20 protein-coding genes are annotated in these 20,981 nt (G+C 52.9%); 11 read left to right on the forward strand and 9 right to left on the reverse strand.

The window, feature by feature from the left end:
* Positions 1–19 precede the first annotated feature (19 nt).
* The gene (locus tag SAMA_RS14815; protein ID WP_011760944.1) at positions 20–559 is read left to right on the forward strand and encodes a thioredoxin family protein; all 540 of its coding nucleotides are present in this window, start codon (positions 20–22) and stop codon (positions 557–559) included.
* Positions 560–628: 69 nt separating this feature from the next.
* Here SAMA_RS14815 and SAMA_RS14820 read toward each other — a convergent pair whose 3' ends face one another.
* The 3 genes from SAMA_RS14820 to SAMA_RS14830 all read right to left on the reverse strand — a co-directional run bounded on the left by SAMA_RS14820 (position 629) and on the right by SAMA_RS14830 (position 4,978).
* On the reverse strand, positions 629–1,357 hold the full coding sequence (locus tag SAMA_RS14820) for a phosphoadenylyl-sulfate reductase (RefSeq protein ID WP_011760945.1): 729 nt from the start codon (positions 1,355–1,357) through the stop codon (positions 629–631).
* 97 nt (positions 1,358–1,454) lie between these two features.
* Positions 1,455–3,170, reverse strand: coding sequence for an assimilatory sulfite reductase (NADPH) hemoprotein subunit (gene cysI, locus SAMA_RS14825; protein ID WP_011760946.1), 1,716 nt, complete (start codon positions 3,168–3,170; stop codon positions 1,455–1,457).
* Positions 3,170–4,978, reverse strand: coding sequence for an assimilatory sulfite reductase (NADPH) flavoprotein subunit (locus tag SAMA_RS14830; RefSeq protein WP_011760947.1), 1,809 nt, complete (start codon positions 4,976–4,978; stop codon positions 3,170–3,172). The genes cysI and SAMA_RS14830 overlap by 1 nt, the downstream gene beginning before the upstream one ends.
* 346 nt (positions 4,979–5,324) lie before the next feature.
* Between SAMA_RS14830 and SAMA_RS14835 the strand changes: the two genes are divergently transcribed.
* From SAMA_RS14835 to SAMA_RS14865, 7 genes are all read left to right on the forward strand, one after another.
* Positions 5,325–6,851 carry a Re/Si-specific NAD(P)(+) transhydrogenase subunit alpha gene (locus SAMA_RS14835; protein WP_011760948.1) on the forward strand — a complete coding sequence of 509 codons (1,527 nt, stop codon included), beginning with the start codon at positions 5,325–5,327 and terminating at the stop codon, positions 6,849–6,851.
* Positions 6,852–6,863: 12 nt separating this feature from the next.
* Positions 6,864–8,348 carry a Re/Si-specific NAD(P)(+) transhydrogenase subunit beta gene (pntB, locus tag SAMA_RS14840; protein WP_011760949.1) on the forward strand — a complete coding sequence of 495 codons (1,485 nt, stop codon included), beginning with the start codon at positions 6,864–6,866 and terminating at the stop codon, positions 8,346–8,348.
* Positions 8,349–9,093: 745 nt separating this feature from the next.
* On the forward strand, positions 9,094–9,561 hold the full coding sequence (locus SAMA_RS14845) for a hypothetical protein (protein ID WP_232280493.1): 468 nt from the start codon (positions 9,094–9,096) through the stop codon (positions 9,559–9,561).
* 59 nt (positions 9,562–9,620) lie between these two features.
* Complete coding sequence (locus SAMA_RS19940) at positions 9,621–9,929, forward strand: DUF6980 family protein (RefSeq protein ID WP_011760951.1); 309 nt, start codon at positions 9,621–9,623, stop codon at positions 9,927–9,929.
* 95 nt (positions 9,930–10,024) lie between these two features.
* Complete coding sequence (locus SAMA_RS14855) at positions 10,025–10,432, forward strand: SHOCT domain-containing protein (protein WP_011760952.1); 408 nt, start codon at positions 10,025–10,027, stop codon at positions 10,430–10,432.
* 111 nt (positions 10,433–10,543) lie between these two features.
* On the forward strand, positions 10,544–10,987 hold the full coding sequence (locus SAMA_RS14860; RefSeq protein WP_011760953.1) for a hypothetical protein: 444 nt from the start codon (positions 10,544–10,546) through the stop codon (positions 10,985–10,987).
* 103 nt (positions 10,988–11,090) lie between these two features.
* Positions 11,091–12,038, forward strand: a complete 948-nt coding sequence (locus SAMA_RS14865) for a hypothetical protein (protein WP_011760954.1) — start codon at positions 11,091–11,093, stop codon at positions 12,036–12,038.
* A 98-nt stretch (positions 12,039–12,136) separates the two neighbouring features.
* On the opposite strand, the gene SAMA_RS14870 is transcribed toward SAMA_RS14865, so the two are convergent.
* The 3 genes from SAMA_RS14870 to SAMA_RS14880 all read right to left on the reverse strand — a co-directional run bounded on the left by SAMA_RS14870 (position 12,137) and on the right by SAMA_RS14880 (position 15,420).
* Positions 12,137–13,420: an MFS transporter gene (locus tag SAMA_RS14870; RefSeq protein ID WP_011760955.1), complete on the reverse strand. Its 1,284-nt coding sequence runs from the start codon at positions 13,418–13,420 to the stop codon at positions 12,137–12,139.
* 285 nt (positions 13,421–13,705) lie between these two features.
* On the reverse strand, positions 13,706–14,446 hold the full coding sequence (locus SAMA_RS14875; protein ID WP_011760956.1) for a sporulation protein: 741 nt from the start codon (positions 14,444–14,446) through the stop codon (positions 13,706–13,708).
* Positions 14,447–14,529: 83 nt separating this feature from the next.
* Positions 14,530–15,420, reverse strand: a complete 891-nt coding sequence (locus tag SAMA_RS14880) for a LysR family transcriptional regulator (protein ID WP_011760957.1) — start codon at positions 15,418–15,420, stop codon at positions 14,530–14,532.
* A gap of 106 nt (positions 15,421–15,526) precedes the next feature.
* On the opposite strand from SAMA_RS14880, the gene SAMA_RS14885 reads away from it, so the two are divergent.
* Both SAMA_RS14885 and SAMA_RS14890 read left to right on the forward strand, forming a co-directional pair.
* Positions 15,527–15,889 carry a DoxX family protein gene (locus SAMA_RS14885; protein WP_011760958.1) on the forward strand — a complete coding sequence of 121 codons (363 nt, stop codon included), beginning with the start codon at positions 15,527–15,529 and terminating at the stop codon, positions 15,887–15,889.
* Between the two features lie 211 nt (positions 15,890–16,100).
* Positions 16,101–17,639 (forward strand): MFS transporter, encoded by a 1,539-nt coding sequence (locus tag SAMA_RS14890; protein ID WP_011760959.1) that lies wholly within the window; start codon positions 16,101–16,103, stop codon positions 17,637–17,639.
* Between the two features lie 69 nt (positions 17,640–17,708).
* Here SAMA_RS14890 and SAMA_RS14895 read toward each other — a convergent pair whose 3' ends face one another.
* The 3 genes from SAMA_RS14895 to SAMA_RS14905 form a co-directional block, all read right to left on the reverse strand.
* Positions 17,709–18,380: a hypothetical protein gene (locus tag SAMA_RS14895; protein ID WP_011760960.1), complete on the reverse strand. Its 672-nt coding sequence runs from the start codon at positions 18,378–18,380 to the stop codon at positions 17,709–17,711.
* A gap of 136 nt (positions 18,381–18,516) precedes the next feature.
* A complete protein-coding gene (locus SAMA_RS14900) occupies positions 18,517–18,948 on the reverse strand; it encodes a universal stress protein (protein ID WP_011760961.1) in 432 nt (143 codons plus the stop codon).
* Between the two features lie 47 nt (positions 18,949–18,995).
* Entirely contained in the window at positions 18,996–19,379 is a 384-nt protein-coding gene (locus tag SAMA_RS14905) for a SpoIIAA family protein (RefSeq protein ID WP_011760962.1), read from the reverse strand.
* 162 nt (positions 19,380–19,541) lie between these two features.
* Here SAMA_RS14905 and SAMA_RS14910 point away from each other — a divergent pair, with 162 nt between their 5' ends.
* A complete protein-coding gene (locus SAMA_RS14910) occupies positions 19,542–20,981 on the forward strand; it encodes a coniferyl aldehyde dehydrogenase (RefSeq protein WP_011760963.1) in 1,440 nt (479 codons plus the stop codon).

Consider the following 20,981-nt stretch of genomic DNA (forward strand, 5'->3'; position numbering starts at 1 on the left):
TTTACGAAAGGAATGACCCATGATCCTCACTCTCAGCACCCTGATGACCCTGCTCCTCGTTGCCGCCGTGGTGGCGCTGCTGATTGCCCGCAGCAAGGGTAAACCCATCCCACTGGCGGTGATCCCCGTTATCGGGATGATGGCGCTGATGGTGGGCTCGGCCACCTACTTTGTGCACAGGGCCAGTGAGCAACAGGACTATCGTGAGCTGTTATGGCAGCCGCTGGCTGCGGATAAAATTCCCATGCTGGTTCAGGGTGGTTACACCGTCTTTGTGGATTTGCATTCCGACTGGTGCATGGCCTGCCAAACCAACCGGGTTGGCATACTGCACCGCCCCGAGGTGGTCAGCACCCTGCTGTCGGGCAAGGTAGTGTTGATGCAGGCCAACTGGAGCCAGGAGTCCGAGCGCATTGCGCCCCATTATGGCAAGGTAGCTGCACCCGGCTCGCCTTTTAACAAGGTTTATGGCCCGGGACTGCCAAGGGGCCAGATATTACCGGCCGAACTGAGCGCTTCTGATGTCATCACCGCCATCAGAAGCGCCAAAGGCAGCTGAAATTCAAAATAAAAAACGCCGGCAAATACCGGCGTTTTTTGCTCGCGCACAATGCTTTGCCCTGCAGGATTAAATCTCGTAGTGCAGGCCGCACTCGCGCTTCATGCCATTGAAGCGGGTGTCTTCTTCACTCATGCCAAGCTCCAGCGGCTTGGTGGAGTGAGTATCGCCCACAGATACATAGCCCTGCTCCCACAGCGGGTGATAGGGCAGCCCGAACTTGGTCAGGTATTCATGCACATCCTTGTTGCTCCACTCAATAATCGGCAGTAACTTAAAGCGCTTACCGTGAATGGCAAGGATAGGCAGCGCTTCGCGGGTCGACGCCTGAGTGCGGCGCAGACCAGCAAACCAGGTACCCACGTCAAGCTCTTCCAGTGCCCGCTGCATCGGCTCAACCTTGTTGATGCGGTTGTAGCGCTCAAGGCCGTCCAGCCCCTGCTCCCACAGCTTGCCGAAGCGGGCTTCCTGCCAGGCCGCCGTCATCGGGGCGCGGTACACCTTAAGGTTAAGCTTAAGGCGCTCGGTCAGTTCATCGATAAATCGATAGGTTTCCGGGAACAAATACCCGGTATCGGTCAGCACCACAGGCACATCGCTTTTTACATGCGTCACCAAATGCAGCATCACTGCCGCCTGGATACCAAAACTGGAACTTAAAATATGCTCGCCGGGTAATTCACGCAGCGCAAATTCAACCCGCTCTGTAGGCGTGGCCTTAGCCAGCTGTAGATTGATGTCCTCAAGCGCGGCCGCTTGCTCGGCTGCGTCCAGACTGAGTAAATCGTGATAATTCATGCTTATCTCCAAGGGTTCTGGCGACGCTTCACGTCTTGGCACAGGCCAACGAGCGGCCAAAACAAACGGGGGAAGCCTTGCTTCCCCCTGACTGGTCTCAGGCGTGGAAGTCGGTTTTACTGACTTTCACTTCGGCAACAACACCCACCCTAATCACAAAATCACCAAAACATTCACCTGGGTTGCGCTCAACAGACCAGCGGCCAATCAAGCTATCCAGTGCCGCCAGAATTTCCGCTTCGGCTACGTTATCCAAATACAATTTTGGAATACGGGTACCGGCAGTGTTACCGCCCAGATACAGGTTGTATTTGCCCGGACCACGGCCCACTAAACCGGCTTCAGCCAACATGGCGCGGCCACAGCCATTGGGGCAGCCCACGACGCGCAGGATGATATGGTCGTCTGCAATGCCGTGCTTGCTTAAAATGCCTTCAACGTGGGTGACCAACGTTGGCAAGTAGCGTTCGGCTTCGGCCATCGCCAGCGGACAGGTTGGCAGTGACACGCACGCCATCGAGTTTTTGCGCTGGGTGGTGACGTTATCCAACAACCCATGCTCGCGCGCCAGCTGCTCAATCTGCGCTTTATCTTCAGCGGCAACCCCCGCGATGATGAGGTTCTGGTTTGCCGTCATGCGCAAATCGCCTTTATGCACTTTGGCAATTTCAGCAACGCCGGTTTTCAGCGGCTTACCCGGGTAATCCAGCAAACGGCCGTTTTCGATAAACAGGGTTAAATGGTGCTTGCCATCAATGCCTTCCACCCAACCAAAGCGATCGCCGCGGTGGGTAAACTCGTAAGGACGGCTTGGGCCAAAGGCTACGCCAACCCGTTGTTCCACCTCAGATTTGAAGGCGTCCACGCCGATACGATCCAGGGTGTATTTGGTTTTGGCATTTTTGCGGTTAACCCGATCGCCATAGTCACGCTGTACAGTCACCACGTGCTCTGCGACTTTCAGCACATGCTCAAGACCGATAAAGCCCAAATCTTCTGCCCGGCGCGGATAAGTCGATTTATCGCCGTGGGTCATCGCAAGGCCGCCACCAACCAACACGTTAAAACCAACCAACTGGCCATTTTCGGCAATAGCGACAAAGTTCAGGTCATTGGCATGAACGTCGACATCGTTGTGCGGTGGGATCACCACAGTGGTTTTAAACTTACGCGGCAGGTAGCTATCACCCAGCACCGGCTCGGTTTCCGTGGTTTCTACTTTTTCCTCACCCAGCCAAATCTCGGCATAGGCGCGGGTTTTTGGCAGCAGGTGTTCAGAGATTTTCGCAGCCCACTCATAGGCTTGCTGGTGCAACTCCGATTCCACCGGGTTTGAGGTACACAGCACGTTGCGGTTTACGTCACCGGCGGTGGCAATGGAATCGATGCCAATTTTATTCAGCATCTGGTGCATCGGCTTGATGTCCGGTTTAAACACGCCATGGAACTGGAAGGTCTGACGGGTGGTTAACCGAATGGAGCCGTACATGGTGTGCTCGCGGGCAAACTCATCAATCGCCAGCCATTGCTCAGGTTTGATAATGCCGCCGGGCATGCGCGCCCGCAGCATCACATTGTGCAGCGGCTCCAGCTTTTGCTCTGCGCGTTCAGCCCGTAAATCGCGGTCATCCTGCTGATACATGCCGTGAAAACGCACCAACATGAAGTTATCACCGGTAAAACCACCGGTAATTTCGTCTTTTAAATCTGTGGTGATAGTGCCACGCAAGTGGTTGCTTTCAGCTTTCAGGCGCTCGTTATCAGACAACTGGCCCTGCACCTGCAGTTCAGGCTTAATTGGATACTGGCTCATTAATAAACATCCTTCTGATAACGTTTGTTCGCGCGTAACTCTTCAAAATATTCGTCGGCTGCTTCGGCAGACAAGCCACCGTGGGTTTGGGCAATGTGTAATAACGCCTGATGCACATCTTTGGCCATCCGGTTGCCGTCACCACAAATATACAAGTGAGCACCTTGTTGCAGCCAAGACCAGACTTCGGCGCCTTTGGCGGTCAGTTTGTCCTGCACATACACTTTTTGCGCCTGGTCGCGGCTGAATGCCACATCCAGGTGGGTTAACACACCACGCTTCAAGTAGTCTTGCAGCTCTACCTGATATAAGAAATCACGGGTGAAATGCGGGTTACCGAAGAACAGCCAGTTTTGGCCAGTCGCACCTGCGTTATCACGCTCTTGCAAGAACGCCCTGAATGGCGCAATACCTGTGCCGGGGCCAATCATCAACACAGGTGTGTCGTGGTTTGGCAGGCGGAAGTTGTCATTGTGTTCAACAAAGACTTTCACTGCCTCACCTTCGGCAAGGCGCTCAGCCAAAAAGCCTGACGCCCCACCCAAATGGGTGCTGCCAAAGGCATCGTAACGCACCACGCCCACGGTTAAATGCACTTCTTCGCCCACTTCGGCTTGGCTTGAGGCGATGGAATACAGGCGTGGCTGCACTTTGCGCAGGCTGTCCACCAGCTGCTGTGCGCTGATGTTGGCAGGGTTTTGCACAATCACATCGGCGCTTTGCTTATCGGCCAGATAAGCGCGCAGCGCGTCTTTGTTGGCGCCAAGCGCTTGCAGCTCGGCATTGTTGCTCACCTCTGCGTACTTGGTCACCAGCGACGGGTAGGCTTGGGTGAGCTCCAGCTCGTCGGTTAACGCCGCTTGCAGCGTTAAGGTTTTACCAGACAGCTCAACCTGCTCGCTGCCGGTTAACCCCGTGGCGGCCAGCACGCTGGCGACAAGCTCAGGTGCGTTGCGGAAATACACCCCTAACGCATCACCCGGCTGATAAGTCAGGCCGGTGCCTTCCAGCGAAATCTCAATATGACGCACGTCTTTGGTGGAATTACGCGCCGTGATCTTTTGATTAACACTTAACTCAGCGGTGGCTGGGTTTTGCTTATCATACTGGCTGTGGCTACCCGCGGTGCCAGTCGCGCCTGGCCATGCAATCACTTTCTCGCTACCGGCGCCTGATGCTTTAAGCAGCGGTGCAAACACATCCAAGGCAGCTTCCTGCCAGTTTTTCGCGCCGTCGCCATAATCAACATCCAGCAGGGCCGGTTCATGCAGGCGTTTTGCACCTAATGCCGCCAGTTGGCTGTCAAAGTCAGTGGCGGTTTTGCAGAAAAACTCATAGCTGGTATCGCCAAGGCCCAACACGGCAAATTGCAGCTCGGGTAACTTGGGTGCTTTTTTACCAAACAGGAACTTATAGAAACTCACCGCGCTCTCGGGTGGTTCACCCTCGCCGTAGGTCGAGGCAACAATGATTAGGAATTTTTCTTTTGCCAACGCATTGGTTTTATACGAGGCAATGTCCTGCAACTGCACAGCCAAGCCACGGCTTTCTGCCGCCGCTTTGATTTTACTGGCCACGCCTTTGGCATTGCCGGTCTGCGATGCATAAAGCACCGTTAAGGTAGCGGCTTCCTGGGCAGCGGGTGCTGCAGCAATAGCCCCCCCAGCAGCAAATTGCGCGTTTGCGGCCAGATAACCACTGACCCAGGCCAGTTGCACGGCGTTGAGCTCAAAGGTCAGGTTCTTGAGCTTGTCGACCTGCTCGGCACTGAGCGGAGACGCGAGGGAGGATAATTCTTTTAACAGCATGAGGACGACCCAGTGACATTTTATTGCATGCTAGCTTAGTGCCCTTTGCTGCAAGCAAAAAAGAATAAAATTTAATTTTTTATTCTCTTTGGGAATATGCAGAGTCGAATTTTTAAGCTACAAAAGTGTGGCCCGGCGCAAATTTTTTGCTCCGACCAGTGGCTTAAGTCGCCACATGAAGAATATGCGCTTGTGTCGGCAGGCAGAGTTGCCACAATGAGGTCACACCGTACAGAGCTCTGTCCCCTACAGACAGCCGGTTGCAAAACCGTCCAGCCTGTCCCTCCTGTTTCGCCCGACACAGGAAGCGGTGTGTTCACGTTTCAATAACCATCAGGGAATCGTCATGCAAATTGGAATTCCGAGAGAGAGTCTCGCCGGTGAAACCCGGGTCGCCGCGACCCCGGCTACGGTTGAGCAACTTAAAAAACTCGGCTTTGAAGTGGCTATCGAATCTGGTGCAGGCACACTTGCCAGCTTCAGTGATGCCGCCTTTGAGGCGGTGGGTGCCAGTGTAGTGCCCTCCGTATGGCAGGCCGACCTTATCTTTAAGGTCAATGCCCCAACCGAAGATGAAATAAAAGAAATCAAAGACGGCGCAACCTTGGTGAGTTTTATCTGGCCTGCTCAAAACCCTGAGCTGGTTGAGAAATTATCACAGCGCAATATCAACGTGATGGCGATGGACATGGTGCCGCGTATTTCCCGCGCCCAGTCGCTGGATGCCCTGTCATCCATGGCCAACATCGGCGGCTATCGTGCCGTGGTGGAAGCCGCCCACGAATTTGGCCGCTTCTTTACCGGCCAAATCACCGCTGCCGGTAAGGTCCCCCCTGCCAAGGTGCTGGTGATTGGTGCCGGTGTGGCGGGTCTTGCTGCCATTGGTACTGCAGGCTCCCTCGGCGCCGTGGTGCGCGCCTTCGATACCCGCCTCGAAGTGGCGGAGCAAATCGAGTCCATGGGTGGCCAATTCCTCAAACTCGACTTCGGCGGCGAAGACGGCTCATCCTCCGACGGCTATGCCAAGGTGATGAGCGAAGAGTTTATCAAGGCCGAGATGGCCCTCTTTGCCGAACAGGCCAAAGAAGTGGACATTATCGTCACCACCGCCCTTATTCCCGGCAAGCCAGCGCCACGTCTTATCACCAAGGAAATGGTGGATTCGATGAAGAGCGGCTCTGTGATTGTGGACATGGCAGCCGCCACCGGCGGTAACTGTGAATACACAGTCCCGGGCGAGCTTTTTGTCACCGAAAACGGCGTTAAGGTGATTGGTTACACCGATCTGCCTGGCCGTCTGCCAGCCCAGTCCTCCCAGCTTTACGGCACCAACCTGGTGAATCTGATGAAGCTGATGTGCAAAGACAAAGACGGCAATGCCGTTATCGACTTTGACGATGTGGTGATGCGCAACATGACAGTGGTCAAAGCCGGTGAAGTCACCTTCCCGCCGCCAGCCATCTCTGTGTCTGCTGCCCCAGCCAAGGCTGCCCCCAAGGTAGAGCTGAAAAAAGCCGAGCCCAAAGAGCCTTCCAAACTCAAGTACGTTCTGGGCGCTCTGGGTCTGATTGGTTTTGGTGCTGTAGCTGCGGTAGCGCCGCCAGAGTTCTTGTCCCACTTCACCGTGTTCCTGCTCTCCTGTGTGGTGGGCTACTACGTGGTGTGGAACGTAACTCACGCGCTGCACACGCCGCTGATGTCGGTAACCAACGCCATCTCGGGCATTATCGTGGTGGGCGCACTGCTGCAAATTGGCAGCGGCTCGACGCTGGTCACTGTGCTGGCGTTTATTGCCGTGCTCATTGCCAGTATCAACATCTTCGGCGGCTTTACCGTCACTCAGCGCATGCTGAAGATGTTCCGTAAGGATTAAGGGGGAATCACTGTGTCTCAAGGACTGGTAACAGCAGCCTACATAGTAGCAGCGCTGTGTTTTATTTTGAGTCTCGCGGGCCTGTCCCGTCAGGAGACCGCCAAGCAGGGTAACCTCTTTGGTATCACGGGCATGGCCATTGCGCTTATTGCCACTATCCTCAACCCGGAAACCAGTGGTGTACACTGGATTATTCTCGCCATGGTTATCGGCGGCGCCATTGGCGTGCGTCTGGCCCTCAAGGTGGAAATGACCGAGATGCCGGAACTGGTGGCCATTCTCCACAGTTTTGTGGGTATGGCAGCCGTGCTGGTTGGCTTTAACAGCTTTATCGACGTGCATCCCCAGGCGGTCACCGAAGTGGTGATTAGCGTGGGTGGCAATATCGACCAGAGCCTCGAAGCCGCCAAGGCCGCATTGCAGGAAGCGAGCAAGGCCGCAGAAGGTCATCACCTCACCGGCGCCATGCTCAGCATCCATCTGGTGGAAGTGTTCCTCGGGGTCTTTATCGGTGCCGTGACTTTCACCGGCTCTGTAGTGGCCTTCTGTAAGCTGCGCGGACTGATTTCCTCCAAGCCACTGATGCTGCCCCATCGCCATAAGCTGAACCTGCTGGCGGTACTGGTATCTTTTGGCCTGATGGTGCTCTTTGTAAAAGCCGATGGCGCTATGCTGCCGCTTATCATCATGACACTTATCGCCTTTGCCTTTGGCTGGCATCTGGTGGCCAGCATCGGCGGCGCCGACATGCCGGTGGTGGTGTCCATGCTGAACTCCTACTCAGGCTGGGCGGCCGCGGCGGCGGGCTTTATGCTCTCCAACGACCTGCTTATCGTCACCGGTGCCCTGGTGGGCTCCTCCGGTGCCATCCTGTCTTACATCATGTGTAAGGCGATGAACCGCTCGTTTATCTCGGTGATTGCCGGTGGTTTTGGTACCGATGGCGCTGTGTCCAGCGGTGATGAAGAAATGGGTGAATACCGCGAAACCAACGCCGAAGATGTGGCCGACATGCTGAAAAACGCAAGCTCAGTCATCATCACCCCCGGCTACGGTATGGCGGTGGCTCAGGCTCAGTATCCGGTGGCCGAAATCACCCAGAAGCTGCGTGACCGTGGCATCGAAGTACGCTTCGGTATCCACCCGGTTGCCGGTCGTCTGCCAGGCCACATGAACGTGCTGCTGGCCGAGGCCAAGGTGCCTTACGACATAGTGCTGGAAATGGATGAAATCAACGAAGACTTCCCCGAGACGGATGTTGTGCTGGTGATTGGTGCCAACGACACAGTGAACCCAGCGGCCTCGGAAGACCCAGCCAGCCCCATCGCCGGTATGCCGGTGCTGGAAGTATGGAAAGCCCAAACCGTGATCGGCTTCAAGCGTTCCATGAACACAGGCTACGCCGGGGTACAGAACCCGCTGTTCTTCCGCGATAACACCCAGATGCTGTTTGGCGATGCCAAGGCCAGTGTCGAGGCGATTTTGAAGGCGCTGTAAGCCTTGGATGCTTACGATAAGCATCATTGATAACCTCTGAAAAGGGCGCCATCGGGCGCCCTTTTTTATCCGCGCTCGGCGGCAGTTTCAATTGCAATTGGGGTATTCAGTCTGTGTGTTGAGTGTTGCTTTTCAAGCAACGGAAGATCGTGGGTCAAATGCATCCATGCATAATGGCCAGCTCACCATCCCTAGTTCTTGCTCGTAAGCCTGTCGCTGTGCGACACTCGCCAACCCACACCCGACCAAGAGGGGATCTACAGCAATCCCCTCTTGGATCTCCCCTGCCGCCCCAGACGGTGCCGAAAGCCCTTCGGCTTTATGGGATTGGTCTCACTACTGGTTCGGACTCACATCCCTGTTCGACCGAACCAGACTCGACATCCTGTCTCGTCTACGCGCCCAATCCCAACACCCTCAGCGGCACCGATGGGGATGAAGACAGTATCCTGCAATCTAGGAGTTATGCCTGTCCTATATTCTATATTCCTCAGCAAAGGTGCTTTGGTTGGCCAGACTCTTTCTCACGCAAGATGGTGCATGAAACAAAACGGGCGCAAATCATGCGCATGCGCACTTTCCACCCAAGGTGATTTTTGCTAAGTTCAATAATCAAATTTAAAAACAGTGTGTTGCGAGAGATTTTACCAAGTGGCCGGAGGGCGTCTGCGGCCGCGTAAGTGGCAAAAATGCAAACAGTTTTGCATTTTTAGCCTTCTGCGCGCCACGTGGGGAAATTATGCGCATGCGCACTATACAACTGTTACAAGGCACTATGAAAATTGCACTAATTCTCCTAGCTCTATTATCTATTCCAGCATATGCCTGGAATAATATTGATCATGAGTTCGCGGGGTTAAATACAGATATGCGTCATATGTGGAGCGGTGGCGCGTGGCAAGAAAATAAACAGGAAGGCTTTTATCGTTTTCTTGTTGCTGGCGGTGGCTACGAGCATTATAAATCTAAGCTATATGTTCAATGGGTTGCTCACGGCTCGGATATGGAGTCGCCGAAAGTCTTACGCACTATCGAAATTAAAGAGCTGAATGATAATCCTCTTTATGCATTTAATCTCCCTGAATGTATCGGCAGCTGGGAGTGTAATAGTATAGAAATAGTGGCTACTCATACCTATGAGTTAACCAAACACAAATCTGTAATTAAATTTACAGGTATTGGTAAATATGAGTTCGTGCAAACTGCCTTGTAACAAGTCAAGGTTTGGGACGCGCTAACGCGCGCCCCAACTTGAAGCGTTAAGTGACGTTTATGAACAAGCATTGCTGCAGAGACATGGAAGACGCAATCACATTAGATTGTGATCAACATATAGATGTACTCGAATGTCCTGATGTATTGGTAAGCTACATTCCAAAGTTCGATGAGTATGGGTTAATTATCCACGATGGTGGCAGTTCGTCGTTAGAGATACGGTTTTGCCCATGGTGTGGTTCGAAGCTGCCGGAGTCGAAAAGAGAGGCGTGGTTCGGCAGGTTGGAAGAGCTAGGGTTCGATGATCCTAGTGAACAAAACATACCAGAGGAGTTCGAAAGTGATGCGTGGTATCGCAACACTTAACAAGGCCAGCCAGCATCGCTCCCTGCGGTCGCTGGACCTCGTTTCACTCGGCCGCTGCTGGCGGCGTTAGCTACCCATGGAGAATGGAGTTCTAAATGAGATTACATGGAACATCAAAAACTAAAGAATCGAAATACAATGCAACAGTAGGCTTATTTATAAGCATTGGGATGCTGTTGGTTGCATTAATGGTTTTTGATTTCTCGGAAATGCCAGAATTTGGCAAAATTTTCATGATATTTTGGATTGGTGCCGTTTGCGCACAAATTTACCAATCTTATAGAAATTCAGTATTTTCTCGTAAAAGCTTACATCATGAAGTTACCGATCATGAATTAAAGGTAGATGGATATAAATCACCTTCAAATCACAAAGCTGAACTTGAAAAGGATTATGCTTTAAGGTTAAGAAAACTAGAAAACTTATATAGAGACGGATTGATAACGACGACAGAATACGAAGCAAAAAGACAAGATATTCTGGATGAAGATTGGGGTAGCTAACAAGCCATTACAATAACGGGACTGCTAACAGCTTGCTCGGTTCCGCTTCGCTTCACATTTTAGCAAGCTATTATCAGCCCCTGAATGGGGCGTTATATTTTAAGGAAAGTTATGCGTAAAATTTTTTATTTATTATTATTTTCTTTCTTGGTTGGAGGATGCGCAACAGGTTCTTCAACAGAGCACATCACTACACCATCCTTAATAAATGACTATATAGCAGAACATATCATTGAAATTGAAGCCTACAACACAAAGTATAGAAGCGAATTAAATGACCTAGCAAACAAAATCATCTATGAATGTGCAGTTAGAAAAATCAATAGTAAGAAATCCATTAGCTTGGAGAAACTTACCAATATAATTCTAAATGGCCGCGTAATTTATAAGATAGATGACAAGGGAGTTATTGAATCCGCTTGGTATGATGGACATAATCAAAGTCAGGCCCAATGCGTTAACAATAATGCAGTAGGCTATCCTCTACCTGATCCCAAAGGGGTTGAGTATATTTATGATCAGTTCCGTGTTGAGGTTACTGGTGATAAAATATAACCAGTTGCTCAAATTTACTCCGTGGGACTGGCGCGTGGCGCCAGCCCCTTAGCAAAGCGTTAGGCCTCGTTTACTCTAGCATAGGCGGACAAGGAAAATTTAAGTGGAAGACTTAAAGCATCAAATAAGAATGCAAGCTACTGCCAATGTGTTTCAAACTATGGGCACGGAAGGTTCTGGGGTCAAAGTTATCGAACAATTTAAAAGCATGCCTGATGAACTACTAGATATTCTGGGAACAAATGCAGGTATCAAAAAAGAGCACTTACCAATATATCGCAAGTTAACTCGAGGCGAAGAAAATGATTTTACTGAAAAGCTTCAGAATTTTAAAGATGAACTGAAAACAGGAGATATTATCCTTGTAACTGGTACTTCAAACTCCTCAAAGGTATTGGCGAAATTACAAAAAACGGTTTACTCAAAAGCTCGATCTAGTCATGTTGTAATCGTTCTAGCCGACTTTATATGTATAGATGCAATGCCCAATATCGGTGTTTCTCTTAAATTAATACCTGAAGTTTTGAATGATGTTCAAGAAGGTTGGCGGATTATTCGATTTAAAGGACTACAAGAGAAAGACAGTGAGGTGCTCAGCAAGACATGCGCTTATTATATTGAGCAACCATATATAATTTTGCCAAAAAAGAAACCGGCAAAGAAATTCTCATACTGTTCCGAATTAGCACGTAAAGTTTATCTTGATAGCAAAATTAAAAATACTGGGATCCCAAATAATACCATTATAAAGCCATGTGATTTCGATAAAATCGCCGATCAAAATAGTCAGTGGCTAGACGTAACAGATTCCGTTAAGCCTTACGTAGAGTTCTGTATAGAATATGAAGGGGTCTTAAAGTTCATAGCTAAGAGCTTTACACAAGGCATAGAGCTAAACCGGCAACGATTTAGCGAACGAAGAAAAGTTAAAGAAAATGTATCTAAAATGCATAAAGAAGGTGTGATTACCGACTCTGGTGCAGCTCAGATAAAAAATAAAATAGAGTTACTTGAAAAATCATTAAACTATAAGTTTTGGGATTATCAATAAGGCCTAACAAGCGCCTCAACAAAGGACGTAAAAAGCTTGGCTTACGCTCCTTCGTCGCGCTAATTATAGCCAAGCATTTTACGCCTTTTAGGCGGGCGTTAATGCTCTACCCGCTCCGTCGCAAAGTCGGGGCGGGACAGGTTTTCCAGCTTGCTGTACAAATACATCACCAGCAGGGTGAGGGCGGCGCAGCCGAGGAACAGCCAAGAACCGTTTAGCAGATCCAGCACTATGCCGCCGCCCAGAGGCGCCAAAGCAAAGCCAAATTCATAGAAAGACGATGCGCCAAAATAGGCACCGCGCAGATGGCGCGGGGCAATGCGGTCGATATGTACGTTCATGGTGGGGAACAGCACCGCCTCCGCCAGACTCATCACAATCACGGCGCCAATCCAGCCCCAGAATAAGTCAACCGGGTTTAACCCCATCCACAGCTGCGATGCGATTAGCAGCACCAGCGCCACCTGAATACGCTTCACCAAAGACCAGTGGGCCATCAGTTTAAGCAGCAAAAACTGGCAGGTGATGATGATCATGGCATTGGCGAAGATCATCGAGGAGATAAGCTCAAGCACATTGGGCACTCCGGCACGGCTTAGGTACTGCACCAGAGAGCCATCCATCTGGCCGAAGATAAACATGCAGATAACATTGGCCAGAATAAGGCTTTGCAGCAGCCTGTCACTCGCCAGCACCCGCAGGGTATGGCGCATCCCGGATGCTGCCTGGTCATCGCTGCCAGAGTTGGCCGTATTCCCTTCCTCGCCGAACTGCCCAGGATGAGTCGCCTGGGTAAACTCGTGGTTGACAAAGCCCCACCAAAGCAGCAACAGCAAAATAGCAAAAGCCACTGTGGTGATGTAAAAACTCGACTGCTCGCCGGTTAACCCCAGCCAGACACCGGCAATGGGTCCCACGGCGCAGCCCACATTCACAATAAAATACAGACTCTGCATCGCAAGCTCGCGGGTTTGGGACTCGTGGATGATGTCACCAATCAGAGCCGATACCAGCGGCCGCCACAGTGAGGTGGCGATGGAGCAGAGGGTGATGACCAGCGCAAATCCGGCTACCGAATCGGCCTCGGCCAGCAGCGAAAACGAAATAATATAGAGCACGCCTGCGCCATACATCATCTTTTGTCTGCCAATCCTGTCGGACAGGGCACTGCCGATAAAACTGACCAGCACTGAGAGCAGGGCAGCAGAGGATAAAATCAGGCCAACGTTGGTGGCCGACAAACCAAAGCGTTCATAGAGGATCACCGCCAGAAAGGGCCACACCATGTAGTAGCTGCCCCGGGTAATAAAGGACCCAAACAGTAAAATCCACATCAGGCGGGGAAACTGTTTCACTCTGGCAAGGGAAATATCGCTTTGCATCGTGCCTCTCTGGGCTGGGTCATTAAGGCGGGAGTGCTGAATAACTTGACCATTTAAGTTAAGCGGTCTGAATTAACGCAGTTAAGTCAGGCCGCCTAACTTACTCAGGGTTTAACTTTTTTACAACAGTTGCCGTAAAGCGAAAGCTGGTGCCATGTTGGTCGACGCACGAATGTATCGGCGCTAAAAACGGTTCATACCTTGTCGGCAGGGATAAAAAAGGCGCCCATTTTAACAAGGGGCGCCTTTACACCCGGGTATTGGCTGACTCACTTAAGCCCGCAATCAGCGGATGTAGTGCTTAAGCTGGGTGAAGACCTCGCCAGCGCTGGCGTTGTTGGCAATGGAAAACGCGCGGTAGCCGTCACCGCGAAAGGCGCGGTCAAGCTCAATCAAAAGGTGGGTCTCGCCAGCTTCGCACACCAAAGAGATTTCCACTTCCCTCAGGCTGGAGAAGCCAAAGCTGCGGGGGTGGAATTCAAGCTCCTGATAACAGCCTGAGCGGGAGCGAAATCCCGGGGCGCTCAAATAGCCCTGCTCCACATCGGCCTTGGTGAGGACAAAACCCAGCTCCTGCATGGCATTCAGCACATGGCCAAGCAGCGGCGTTGGCAGTATGTCGATGACATCGGCATCGGTCGGGTCAATTGCCGAATCAATATCGGCGCCGGTTTGCAGCCACACATGGCACTGATTGTTTCGTACCGGCAGCGCGGTAAAGGGGGTTTCGGGATGCAATTGACCGCTGAAGGGGATTTCACGCACTTCGCCGGGCTGGATTTCAAAGCGCTCGGCCACCCGCCAACGGGCGAGGCAATGATTTTTAAAGTAGTCGCCATTGTCAGTGCTGACCTTGGCCCTGGTCATCAGCGCCAAATCGATGCCATCGATTTTTTGCGCCACGTCACCCCCCTGCACCACTATGGTGGCGCTGAAGGTTTGTCCCGGCAGCAGCTGGCTTTGGTGTAAACGGGTATCCACCTTGGCACTGCCAATGCCTACGGCAGCCAGTATTTTTTTAAACATGCTTGAATCCCTTGCAAATGCAGAACCGGCTCAGGGCCAATCCGAAAGTCGGCCATGGTAGCAGGACAAGGATTAAAACAGGATTAAAGCGCGCCGCCGCCAAGGCGCTGCCAAAGCCTGGTCGCTACCGGGCCGGGCACTGAGGCGCTTCGGCGAACCAGATGATAATCAAATCGCTGCCGCGCGGGAAAATCGGCCAGCTCCAGCAGCTGAAGTCGCCCTGCGGCCAGGGCCTCTGTCAGCATCCATTCGGGCAGGCGCCCCCAGCCCATCCCCTGTTCAATCAAGGAGAGCTTGGTGGCAAAGCTGTTGACATACCAGTGGCGCTGGGCGGATTGCACGCCAAGTTTGAGCCCGAGGGTGCCGCTGCCCGAATCCTGCACCAGGATTTGATACTCTTTTCGCAGCTCAAGTATGCTGCAGAGCGACGGATAGCGGGCAAGCAGCCTAGGGGCGGCCACATTGAGCATCTGCCCCTGACTCAGAGGCTGGGTATCGAGCCGGGTACCCGGACTCAGCGCCGGTGCCAGCGGTGTAATGGCAAGATTGGCATGTCCCTGCTGCACCCGCTCAACCGCACCTGTGAGGTATTCCTGTTGAATAACGATTTCGGTTTGTGAAAACTCGGCCTGTACCGACTCCAGCGCACTTAGGATAGGCGTAAGGTCGAATGAGGCCTCCACCGTCAGTACCACCCGGTCTTCGTCCCCTCTGGCCAAATGCTGCGCCAGCTGCTCAAGCTCAGCGTGGCTCTCCAGGGTTTTCAGCGCCAGCTGATAAATGCGCTCGCCGCTGCCGGTGAGCACAAGGCGGTAGCCATCACGATTAAACAGGGGCAACCCCAACTGCGACTCGAGCTGCTTGAGGGCATGGGTCAAGGCGGGCTGGGTCTTGCACAGTGCCTCGGCGGCCTGACGCAGTGACGGCTTCTCCACGGCGGCGCACAGGGCCTGAAGCTGAAAAACAGAGGGCATAAAGATAAATCCTGCGAATCATCTTAATAAAAGATAATCAATATATTTAATTTTTTGACTGAAGAATACTTAGACCCTCTCTTATTGACTCAGGGTTTACCATCCCATGCCTGCTCTTCCATCCTTTGTACGCTTGCTTCCCATACTCTTGCTGGCGCTGCCCATGGCAGGTTTTGGCATTGCCAAACTGCTTGGTGTTGCCGAGCTGCACCGCGCCTTTCAGGCCATGGCGCTGCCAGCCTGGTTCGGCTACTTTATTGGCGCCGCCGAACTGGCGGCCGGAATTGGGCTCTTGCTGCCGCGCTGGAGCGCTCTGGCCGCCACCGGCTTAATCCCCATCATGCTTGGTGCGGCCGGCTTTCATCTGGTCTTCGATGTGCCCTCGCCCATTCCGGCACTGATCTTTTTGGCGCTGTGTCTCTATATCATCACCCTGCGCCGCAAAGACGCCATCTGGTATCCCTTCTGACCGCTGGCAATTTCGGTGTTTTCCCTGTGGAAGGGAGTGCCTTGCACTCCCCTTTTTTTTGGTATTCATCCGCCATTCTGTCCCGGATTTTTTGGCCTTTGGCGCCAAAGCCTGTAAAGTGGCCCTGCCGGTGGCAGACTCCCCCGGTGGCAGCGCTATTTGAACGTACAATAGCCGACGATAACAACAATGACAGGATGAAAGACGGACTATGAGTCAACCAACGAATCTTTCGGGCAACGACCTCAGCGAAGTCAAACAGCTCGGTATGTGGGCCTCCATCATGAGCCTGGGCTACATTTTCTGGCTGGTGGGCGGCATGGAGCTGGTGGAGCGCATTGCCTATTACGGCGTGAAGGCCAGTGCCGGCCTCTATGCCAAGGCGCCCGAATCCCAGGGTGGCCTGGGTATTTCCCTTTCTGACTACGGCATCATTATCTCGACCTGGGCGATACTGCAAACCTTTATCCCGGTGTTTACCGGCGGTATCTCCGACCGGGTGGGCTACAAAGAAACCATCTTCGCCTCCACCATCATTAAAATTGCCGGCTACCTGTGTATGGCCTTTTTCCCCAGCTTCTGGGGCTTTTTGGCAGGCGCCATGCTGCTGGCTGCCGGTACGGGTATCTTCAAGCCCGGTATTCAGGGCACCCTGGTACTGGCAACCCGCCGCGACAACAGTTCCATGGCCTGGGGGATTTTCTATCAGGTGGTGAATATCGGCGGCTTCCTCGGCCCCCTGGTTGCCGTGCATATGCGCCAACTCTCCTGGGACAATGTGTTTTACGCCTGCGCCGCGATTATCTCGCTTAACTTTCTGTTTTTGCTTACCTATAAAGAGCCCGGCAAAGAAGCACGTCTGGAGCGCCAGCGCAAAATCAAGGCGGGCGATCTGAAGCAGGACTTCCTGTGGAAAGACGCCTGGAATGAGCTGAAAAAGCCGGTGGTGATTTACTACATGCTGGTATTTGCCGGTTTCTGGTTTTTGTTCAACTCCCTCTTCGATGTGCTGCCCATTCACATTGCCGAATGGGTGGATACCAGCGTGATTGTTTCGACCCTGTTTGGCGAAGAAGGTACCCGCAACGGCATTTTGCAGTTCTGGCTGGGACTGAATAACGAAGGCACCAAGGTGATGCCGGAAGGCATGCTGAACCTGAACGCGGGCCTGATTATGACCAGCTGCTTTTTGGTGGCGGCCCTGACTGCCAAGTACCGCATCACCACTGCCATGCTGTGGGGCTGCCTCCTGTCTATCGGTGCCTTTGTGATGATTGGTGCCACCCACGCCGCCTGGTATATAGTGCTGGCGATTGCCATGTTCTCTTTGGGTGAAATGATGATAAGCCCCAAAAAGAACGAGTTTATGGGCAATATCGCCCCCGAAGGCAAAAAGGCCATGTACCTGGGCTTTGTAATGCTGCCACAGGGCATAGGCTGGGGTCTTGAGGGATATTTTGGTCCCAAGTTGTATGAGATGTATGCCTCAAAAGAGAAATTCGCCCGTCAGATGCTGGGAGAAGAAGGCATGAGCAGCGCCGATGTGGCCGCTATTCCCCAGGGTGAAGCCTTTACCCGACTGGTGGAATTTACCGGCCGCGGCAGCCGTGAGCTGACCGAAGTTCTCTATAACGCCCACAATATCGGTATGGCCTGGTACATCATTGCCGCCATTGGCACCCTCTCCGCGGTGGGTATTTTTATCTACGGCAAGTGGCTGTTTAAGATGCAGCAACAAAATCCGGCGTAAATCTGCCGTCAATAAAAGTTCAGTAATAAAAAAAGCTGCCATCGGCAGCTTTTTTTATTGGGATAAACCTTAGCCCGCGTATTTCTTCAGCCACTTGGCAACATCGTTGCCCAGGGTGTTTACCGTGTGCTGGAGCACGCTGCAGGAGCCCTTGAAGCCGCCCCACATACCGCCGGTGGAAAAACGGGAGAAGTCACTGATCTTGGTTTCTTCGCCATCAATCACCAACACTGCGGTAGCCGCAACGTGCTTGCGATGGGGGTTAAAGGGGTTGGCGTTGCCTTCGCTGTACACATTGTCGATGGTGATTTTGACCGCATTGCCCTGAGCTGGCAGCTCGTCTACCCGCTTGATTTTCAGTTTTTGCTTGTTACCGTATTTCACGATGGAATCGGCAAACTGGCGGCCAAGCTCGGTGCATTCCAGCTCGACCTTATCGACTATGTTGCTCTCGGGGTTATAGGGAATGTCAGTCAGGATATAGAGCACGCCATCGCCTGCGATCTTCTCGGCTTTTGCCACCGGCGCCGCTTTGGGAGCGGGAGCAACCTTAACTTCAGGCGCGGCTGGCGCTGTCGGGGCCGCCGGTGCGGCTGCGGTTTCCGGCGCCGGAGTTTCGGCTGTTTGCCCGGCATTGGTTGGCGTCTTGTCGGCGGCGGGTTTGTCGGTGGCGCCGCAGGCTGTCAGCATCAGCGCCAAAAGAGGGGCGGTGACGGCTGCAGAAAAAGGCAGTTTGTGCATTTCAGTCTTCCTTATGAGTTTTCCTTGTTGGTGCAGGCAAACTACCGAATAACAAGCAAAAAGAAAAGCCCCAACATGGACAGTCGGGGCTTTACATCACGCTTTTAACCGGGCGATTTACAGACTTCTGACCACGCTATTTCACCACCAGTACCGGACACTGGGCGCCATTGGCGACAGCCTCAGCCACATTGGTGTGCAAAAAATGCTTAATACCCGAGTACCCATGGCTGGCAATAACCACCATGCCAACCTCACCGCTGTTGGCTTCGGCGATGATTTCATCCGCTGCCTCCCCCATACGGATTTGGGTTTCAACCGGCAAATCCGTGTGGAGCTTGGCGAGCAAGGATGTCATCTTCTCGGCGGCCGCGTCCTCCATGCTCTTGGCGAGTTCTTCCGGAGTAATCGCCAATATCATGAAATTTTCATCCCCCATGGGTCTTGGGACCACATGCAGAATTTTCAGCCCTACCTTGTACAGGTTGGCCATTTCCACCGCATACCTGAGCGCATGGGAGGCCGTTTCAGTAAAGTCAGTGGGCCACAGTATTGTTTTGTTAACCATATCTACCTCCCAAAATACTTTCCGTTATCAGGGCTATCCTTTGGTGTTCAGTCGCCCAACCACTCAAGGGCATCTTGCCGGTCGACAAAAAATCGGGCATCGGCCGGGGTAAACCAATCTGCCAACTTGGTCATCCACTCCTGCCAGCCCGGTCTGCCGAACACGGCGATTTTTTCGAAGTGACGGCCATGCCTGATGCCCAGTTTCAGATCATCCCACATCGCCCTCGCCTCCCAACCATCCAGCTCGGTGGCGTCCACCAGCATATAAATATCGGGGTCGCTGACACCCGCGATGGCGCCTTCCAGCACAGGCACCATGCGCTCATAATCCTCATGGGTGAGTGTGCCAGTGACCTTGAGCACCACAAAGAAATCATCCTTTCCGTGACGCTCAACCCCTATGGTTAAACCATGTCTGAGTACTGTCATCTCCATGCTCCCTGCTACTTCGCCTACAGTAATTGTAGGCACCCGGGGGGAGAGATACTCGTGATCCAGATCAAGTTTTCCCGAAGGCATTGTCAAAATCGGCCTACCGGACTACCATGGACCGACTAATCAGTCGGTTTTATTTTCAACAAGGATATCACCATGAATGCAGCTACCCAGATGCAGCCAACCCCATCCGGCGAAGTAGCCGCCATGCAGCAAACCTTCGAACGCCAACGACAAGAGTTTGCCAAGCACAGCTATCCCAGCCTGAGTGAACGGAAAAATGCACTGAGCCTGTTGAAACTGACGTTGCTGGAACAGCAAGATGCGCTGATAAACGCCCTGAGTCGCGACTATGGCCATCGCAGTGCTGATGACAGCCGCATTTCCGATATCATGCCCGTGGTTAACCACATCAATTACACCCTGTCCAACCTCAAGCGATGGGCCAAGCCCAGCCGCCGCCATGCGGGTATTCTTCTGGCTCCGGCCAGTGTCAACGTGACCTATCAGCCCAAGGGTGTTGTGGGCATCATAGTGCCCTGGAACTTCCCGGTGATGTTAAGCCTGGGGCCGCTGGTAACCGCCATTGCAGCCGGTAACAGCGCCATGTTGAAAATGTCAGAATTTACCCCCGAGACCAATAAGGTGATCAAATCCTTATTGGCAAAAACCTTTGCCGAAAAGAAGGTGGCCGTTATTGAAGGGGAAGCCGATGTGGCCGCCGCCTTCTCTAGTCTGCCCTTCGATCACCTCTTGTTTACCGGTTCCACTGCCGTTGGCAAACACGTGATGCGGGCCGCCAGCGCCAATCTCACCCCTGTGACCCTGGAGTTGGGCGGCAAGTCCCCCGTGATAGTGGCGCCTGACATGGATATGGATACCGCGGTTGAGCGGATGATTTATGGCAAATGCCTGAACGCAGGACAAATCTGTGTCGCCCCTGACTATGTGTTGGTGCCACGGGGCAAAGAGGATGCCTTTATCAAGGCCTATCAGGACAAGTTCGCCGCCCTCTATGGCAAGGTGGAAACCAATAAGGACTATGGCGCCATCATCAACGAACGCCAGTGGCAACGATTAATGCAGGTGCTGGACGACGCCAAAGCGCAAGGCGCCAACGTGCACAGCGCCAGTGGTGAGCCGCCCCTTGGCACGCTGCGTAAACTGCCCACCCAATTGCTGACCCAGGTGACGGATGAGATGCTGGTGATGCAGGACGAAATCTTTGGTCCACTGCTGCCGGTGGTGCCCTACGACAGCCTCGACGAGGCCCTGAGTTACATCAATGCCCGCCCAAGGCCGCTGGCGCTGTATCTGATGAGTTTCGATACGGCCACCCAGGACAAGGTGCTCAGCAGCACCCACTCGGGGGGCGTTTGCATCAACGAAACCGTGTTTCATGTGGCGGCCGACGATGCGCCGTTTGGCGGGATAGGCCCCTCGGGAATGGGCCACTATCACGGTGAAGAAGGTTTCCGCACCTTCAGCCACGCCAAAACGGTACTCAAACGTGGCCGCCTCAATACCGGCAAGCTGGTGCATCCGCCCTATGGCAATGCCATTCAAACACTGTTGATGAAAGTGTTTTTGCGTTAA

Source organism: Shewanella amazonensis SB2B (assembly GCF_000015245.1).
Taxonomy (GTDB): Bacteria; Pseudomonadota; Gammaproteobacteria; order Enterobacterales; family Shewanellaceae; genus Shewanella; species Shewanella amazonensis.

Coding starts and splice junctions, on each gene's coding strand:
- SAMA_RS14815 (WP_011760944.1), top strand. CDS start 20: ATGATCCTCACTCTCAGCACCCTGATGACCCTGCTCCTCGTTGCCGCC.
- SAMA_RS14820 (WP_011760945.1), bottom strand. CDS start 1,357: ATGAATTATCACGATTTACTCAGTCTGGACGCAGCCGAGCAAGCGGCC.
- cysI (WP_011760946.1), bottom strand. CDS start 3,170: ATGAGCCAGTATCCAATTAAGCCTGAACTGCAGGTGCAGGGCCAGTTG.
- SAMA_RS14830 (WP_011760947.1), bottom strand. CDS start 4,978: ATGCTGTTAAAAGAATTATCCTCCCTCGCGTCTCCGCTCAGTGCCGAG.
- SAMA_RS14835 (WP_011760948.1), top strand. CDS start 5,325: ATGCAAATTGGAATTCCGAGAGAGAGTCTCGCCGGTGAAACCCGGGTC.
- SAMA_RS14845 (WP_232280493.1), top strand. CDS start 9,094: ATGCGCACTATACAACTGTTACAAGGCACTATGAAAATTGCACTAATT.
- SAMA_RS19940 (WP_011760951.1), top strand. CDS start 9,621: ATGAACAAGCATTGCTGCAGAGACATGGAAGACGCAATCACATTAGAT.
- SAMA_RS14855 (WP_011760952.1), top strand. CDS start 10,025: ATGAGATTACATGGAACATCAAAAACTAAAGAATCGAAATACAATGCA.
- SAMA_RS14860 (WP_011760953.1), top strand. CDS start 10,544: ATGCGTAAAATTTTTTATTTATTATTATTTTCTTTCTTGGTTGGAGGA.
- SAMA_RS14870 (WP_011760955.1), bottom strand. CDS start 13,420: ATGCAAAGCGATATTTCCCTTGCCAGAGTGAAACAGTTTCCCCGCCTG.
- SAMA_RS14875 (WP_011760956.1), bottom strand. CDS start 14,446: ATGTTTAAAAAAATACTGGCTGCCGTAGGCATTGGCAGTGCCAAGGTG.
- SAMA_RS14880 (WP_011760957.1), bottom strand. CDS start 15,420: ATGCCCTCTGTTTTTCAGCTTCAGGCCCTGTGCGCCGCCGTGGAGAAG.
- SAMA_RS14885 (WP_011760958.1), top strand. CDS start 15,527: ATGCCTGCTCTTCCATCCTTTGTACGCTTGCTTCCCATACTCTTGCTG.
- SAMA_RS14890 (WP_011760959.1), top strand. CDS start 16,101: ATGAGTCAACCAACGAATCTTTCGGGCAACGACCTCAGCGAAGTCAAA.
- SAMA_RS14895 (WP_011760960.1), bottom strand. CDS start 18,380: ATGCACAAACTGCCTTTTTCTGCAGCCGTCACCGCCCCTCTTTTGGCG.
- SAMA_RS14900 (WP_011760961.1), bottom strand. CDS start 18,948: ATGGTTAACAAAACAATACTGTGGCCCACTGACTTTACTGAAACGGCC.
- SAMA_RS14905 (WP_011760962.1), bottom strand. CDS start 19,379: ATGACAGTACTCAGACATGGTTTAACCATAGGGGTTGAGCGTCACGGA.
- SAMA_RS14910 (WP_011760963.1), top strand. CDS start 19,542: ATGAATGCAGCTACCCAGATGCAGCCAACCCCATCCGGCGAAGTAGCC.